This is a genomic window from Intrasporangium sp. (assembly GCF_051961875.1).
Lineage (GTDB): Bacteria > Actinomycetota > Actinomycetes > Actinomycetales > Dermatophilaceae > Intrasporangium_A.
On record NZ_JBQCCV010000001.1, the window covers coordinates 1 to 4,725 of the forward strand.

At 71.8% G+C, this 4,725-nt stretch carries 4 protein-coding genes; 3 read left to right on the plus strand and 1 reads right to left on the minus strand.

Annotated features, from left to right (window positions below; all coding sequences use genetic code 11):
* Positions 1-2,025, plus strand: a 2,025-nt coding sequence (locus ACTHJJ_RS00005) for a DEAD/DEAH box helicase (RefSeq protein ID WP_440300884.1), incomplete at its 5' end; no start/stop codon positions are given.
* A gap of 282 nt (positions 2,026-2,307) precedes the next feature.
* Here the strand turns inward: ACTHJJ_RS00005 and ACTHJJ_RS00010 are convergent.
* Positions 2,308-3,747 (minus strand): ADP-ribosylglycohydrolase family protein, encoded by a 1,440-nt coding sequence (locus ACTHJJ_RS00010; RefSeq protein WP_440300885.1) that lies wholly within the window; start codon positions 3,745-3,747, stop codon positions 2,308-2,310.
* Between the two features lie 140 nt (positions 3,748-3,887).
* Here ACTHJJ_RS00010 and ACTHJJ_RS00015 point away from each other — a divergent pair, with 140 nt between their 5' ends.
* On the plus strand, positions 3,888-4,250 hold the full coding sequence (locus tag ACTHJJ_RS00015; protein ID WP_440300886.1) for a hypothetical protein: 363 nt from the start codon (positions 3,888-3,890) through the stop codon (positions 4,248-4,250).
* A partial coding sequence (locus tag ACTHJJ_RS00020; RefSeq protein ID WP_440300887.1) for a hypothetical protein occupies positions 4,243-4,725 on the plus strand: 483 nt, incomplete at its 3' end. The genes ACTHJJ_RS00015 and ACTHJJ_RS00020, both read left to right, overlap by 8 nt.

Consider the following 4,725-nt stretch of genomic DNA (forward strand, 5'->3'; position numbering starts at 1 on the left):
GAGTTCTACTGGGGCCACATCCGACAGGCCGAGGGCGACGCCGTCGCCGACGGGCTCTCGTCGGTCGTCGAGTACGAGGACTTCCTCAGGGGCCTCGAGGCGGGCGCGCCGGACCAGTCGATCCTCGACCGGATCCGTGACTACAACGAGGTCGACGTGAGGTCCACCTTGGCGCTGCACGAGTGGCTGGAGGAGCGGCGCGTCGAGCTCGAGGCGCGCGGCCACGAGCTGTCCCGGCCGGGGGCCCGCGAGGTGAAGGAGATCGGCGACGCGGAGCGCGCCGAGATCGAGCTCACCGAGCGGCTCGTCGCGTCGGGGCACGAGCTGCTCGCCGGGTGCGTCGGGTGGCACCGGCGCGAGCAGCGGCCCGAGTGGTGGGACTACTTCCGCTACCAGTACCTCGAGACGGAAGAGCTCATCGAGGACGGCACGGCGATCGGCGGCATCACCGGGGTCGAGTTCGTCGAGAAGGTGAAGCGTTCCAACGTCTGGCGCTACTCGTTCCCGCCCCAGGAGTGCCGAGCCGCAGTCGGCCAGTACATCTCCGACGTCGACACCCTCGAGAACGTCGGCAAGGTACTCGCCCTCGACCCGCAGGGCGGTTCGGTCACCCTCTCGATGGGGGCAGGGAAGCAGCCCCCGATGCCGCGCGGTCTGGGCAAGCCCGGACCGGTCCGCGACGAGGTCCTCCGGGACAGCATCGCGCGGACGGGTGAGCTCGTGCTCGCCGGTGGGGCCAACCTCGCCACCAGGCTCCTCGAGCGCGTTGTTCCTCCCGCCACTGCGCTCACCCCGCGCGACGGGGAGTCGGCCGGCGAAGCCGTCGTGCGCATCGGCCGGTCACTCGACGGGCAGGTGCTCGCGGTCCAGGGTCCCCCCGGCACCGGCAAGACGCGGTCGGGCTCCGCCCTCATCCGGGCCCTGCTCGACGACGGCCTGCGGGTGGGCGTCACCGCCCAGTCCCACGCCGTCATCCTCAACCTGCTCGCGGAGGTGGGTCGGCCGGCGATCCACAAGGACAAGGCGGCATCCGATCCGGATGTCGATGAGGACATCGTCGACGACGGGCCCGCGCTGATCCGGCACGTGACGTCGAACGACGAGATCCATGCGGCGCTCGCCGACGGCACTGCCACGCTCGTCGGCGGGACCGCGTGGCTGTGGTCGCGTCCCGAGATGACCGACGCCGTCGACGTCCTCGTCGTCGACGAGGCCGGGCAGTTCTCCCTCGCCAACACGGTGGCGGTCGCCCCCAGCGCGAGATCGCTCGTGCTCCTGGGCGACCCGCAGCAGCTGACCCAGCCGACGAAGGCGGTGCATCCCTTCGGCTCCGGCGTCTCGGCGCTCGACCACCTCCTCGAGGGGCATGACGTCATCCCGCCCGACCGGGGCGTCTTCCTGGACCGCACCTACCGCATGCACCCCGACCTGACCGGCTTCGTCTCCGAGCTCGCCTATGAAGGCAGGCTCGAGGCAGCCGAGCCCGACGACGGCCATGACCTGCGGCGGGTCGAGATCGCCGCCCGCGGCCTGCTGTCGGGCACGGGCCTGCGCTGGCTCCCCGTGCAGCACACCGTCCCCTCGGCCCAGAGCAGCGTAGAGGAAGCCCTCGTCGTGCGCGGCCTTGTCGACGACCTCCTCAGCGGTACCTGGATGGGCGCCGACGGCCGATGCAGGCCGATCACCCTCGATGACATCCTCGTCGTGGCGCCCTACAACGCTCACGTGGCGACGCTGCAAGGCGCGCTGCCGCCCGGCGCGAAGGTCGGCACCGTCGACAAGTTCCAGGGCCAGCAGGGGGCGGTCGTCATCTACTCGATGGCGAGCACGAGCGCGGTCGACGCGCCGCGCGGCGTGTCGTTCCTCTACGACGTGCACCGGCTCAACGTCGCCATCTCGCGGGCGAAGGCGATGGCCGTCGTCGTCGGCAGCCCAATGCTGCTCGACGCGGCTGTGTCGACGCCGCACGACCTGCGCGCGGTCAATGCGCTGTGCCGTTACGTCGACGAGGCAAAGGAGATCTGACCCACCCCGTCGAGAGGCCAATTCCCGTCGAGAGGCCACCGGACGTCCGCCGCCGGGCGGCGCGCGGTGGCGGGCGGCGCTCGCTCAGACCATCGGCGGCGTCCCCTTTCGCTTGGACCGCATCCTTCACGTCAGTAGCGCCGCCGCAGAATCGCTCGCGCTCACCCATCACCGCGCGCCAGGGGCCCAGGCGCCGTGTTATCGGGCGCCTGAGCCGAACCGGCGCTCCGGGCCTCGCTTCGTTCCTCGCTCGGGTCCTCGCGCCTTGGCTCAGGCGCCGTGTTATCGGGCCGCGACCTCCCAGAGGCGGCCTTCACCCCGGGCAATGGGCAGCGCCTCCCGGAGCCGGCGTGCCGCGAGCTCCGGCACCACGCCGATGTCGACCGCATAGCGCAGCGCGACCGCGGGGGTCCGGACGGTGCCGTAGCGGCAGTGCACCAGCACCCGCTTGCCCTCTGCACGGAACTGGCGCAGCGCCGAGGAGGCATCATCGAGGACAAAGTCGAGGTGCGGGTTCTTCTCCGCCGAGTCCTCATCGTTGAGCCAGAACTCGATGTGGTCGCGCGAGGTCATCCCGGGGGCCGGGATGTCACGCAGGCCCAGGGGGCAGAGCGAGACGACGGCGTCGACGCGCAGCTCCTCGAGGCGGGCGAGGTCGCTGATCGTGCCGAGGATGATCTCCGAGTCGATCGGGTGCGGGACGCCGAGCGGGGCGATCGAGGGGTCGGTCATCGACTCGACGGACGGCCAGGTCCCTGCACGGCGGCCGCCGAGGAAGGTCGACACGGACAGCTCGACGATGTCGTGGGCGCGCAGCCCCGGCCAGCCGTGCACCATCCGGCGCCACTGGGTCGGGACCGCGGACGAGCCGTAGCGAGCACCGAGCAGCGCACCCGCGATGGCGGCGACCGTGTCGGTGTCCCAGCCCGCCCTGACCGCCGCCTGCAACCCCCGCTGCAGGTGCAGGGCCGAGCCGTCCCCGAGGTCGGTCGACGTGATCGCCGCCCAGGCTGCCTGCAGCGCCGTCACCGTGAAGCCGTTGTTCTCGAACTGTGCCGGGGGAGCGCCGGTCGCTTCCTTGATCCACGCCCTCCAGGCGTCCTGGTGCTCGGCGCTGACGAGGTCGAGGCCGCCCAGTAGGTCGAGCCTGCCCTCCGTCACGGCGACCCGGATCGCCTCGGACCAGAGCACGCTCGCATCGCCGGCGAGGGGATCGGTGTGGGTCAGCTCGGCCACCGCCCGGGCAGCACGCGCCGTCGCGTCCCGGTCCGCTGGGCTCGCGATGCCGACCATCGAGGTCCGCATGAGGGCGCCGTTGCCTGCGGTCATGCCGGTCCGGGCATGCAGCTCCCGGCTGGCGGTGCGGAGCCGCTCATGGGCCGGCCCCTGCAGCTCGCGCGCCCGGGTGAGGATGGCCCGGGTCTGCGTACCGACGTCGGTGGCCCCGTCGACGAGCCATTCCTCGAAGCCCTCGGAGATCCGGTCAAGCGCCTCGTCGCTCTCGAGGTCCAGCCCCTCGGCTGCGACCCGCGCCACACAGAGCGTCATCTGGGTGTCGTCGCTCCACTCGCCCGGTTCGTACGGGCCCAGCCCGCCGCCGGCCATGACCGCGTCACCGACCGGGGGCGTGCCCATCTCGTACGGGACACCGAGCGCGTCGCCACAGGCTTGCCCGAGCAGGACTCCGGCCGCGCGGTCGATGGGGATCGGGCGGACAGACAAGCGTGACTCCTTCGTCGGGGCACGGGGCATCGAGGGGAGTCCCCGAGGCGCGGCCACCGTCGAATGTAGCCGGTGTCTCGCACGGGGCCGGCGAGGGCTCGGTCTGCGGACGTCCGAGACCCACCAAGTAGGCTGCGCCCGTGCTCCTACCCCTCACCGTCGCGATCCTCGTGGCCTGCGCGGTGCTGCTCCTGCTGGCCGCGCACCGCCTGTGGCGCGACCGGCTCATCGACGACTCGATCATGGTCCTCAGCGCCGTCATCGAGCTGGCTCTCATCGTCCAGCTCGTCATCGGACTGGCCCAGTCGGGCTCGATCAGGGACGGGTCCGAGCGCGCCACCTACATCGCCTACCTGTTCACGGTCCTCGTCGTGCTGCCCGTCACCGTCTTCATCGCCATCAAGGAGCGGTCGCGCTGGGCCATGGGGGTCGTCCTCGGCGGCGCCGTCGTCGTCGCCATCCTCGTCGCCCGCATCCTGCAGATCTGGCAGCTCAATGTCTGAACCCACCCGCCCCGCCCCCGACGCTCCCACCCCGGACGCCCGCCCCGCCGGCGTGCCCGACGACCACACCGGGCACGGTGCCGGCCGTCTCCTCGTCGCCGTCTACGGCCTGCTCGCGCTGGCGGCCACCGGCCGGTCCGTCCTGCAGATCGTCGAGTACTTCCACCGTGCCCCCGTCTCCTACCTGCTGTCGGCCCTCGCCGCGGTCATCTACATCGTCGCCACCGTCGGTCTGGCCCGCGGGGGCCGGACCTCGGTGCGCGTCGCCGCAGTCGCTGTCGCCATCGAGCTCGTCGGGGTCCTCGTGGTCGGGTCCCTGTCGTACGCGATGCCGCAGGCGTTCCCTGACAAGACGGTCTGGTCACACTTCGGACAGGGCTACGGCTACGTCCCGCTCGTCCTGCCGTTCCTCGGACTGTGGTGGATCTGGCGGCACCGCGCCCTCGTGTCGGGATCGCCGGTGCAAGGAGCACCC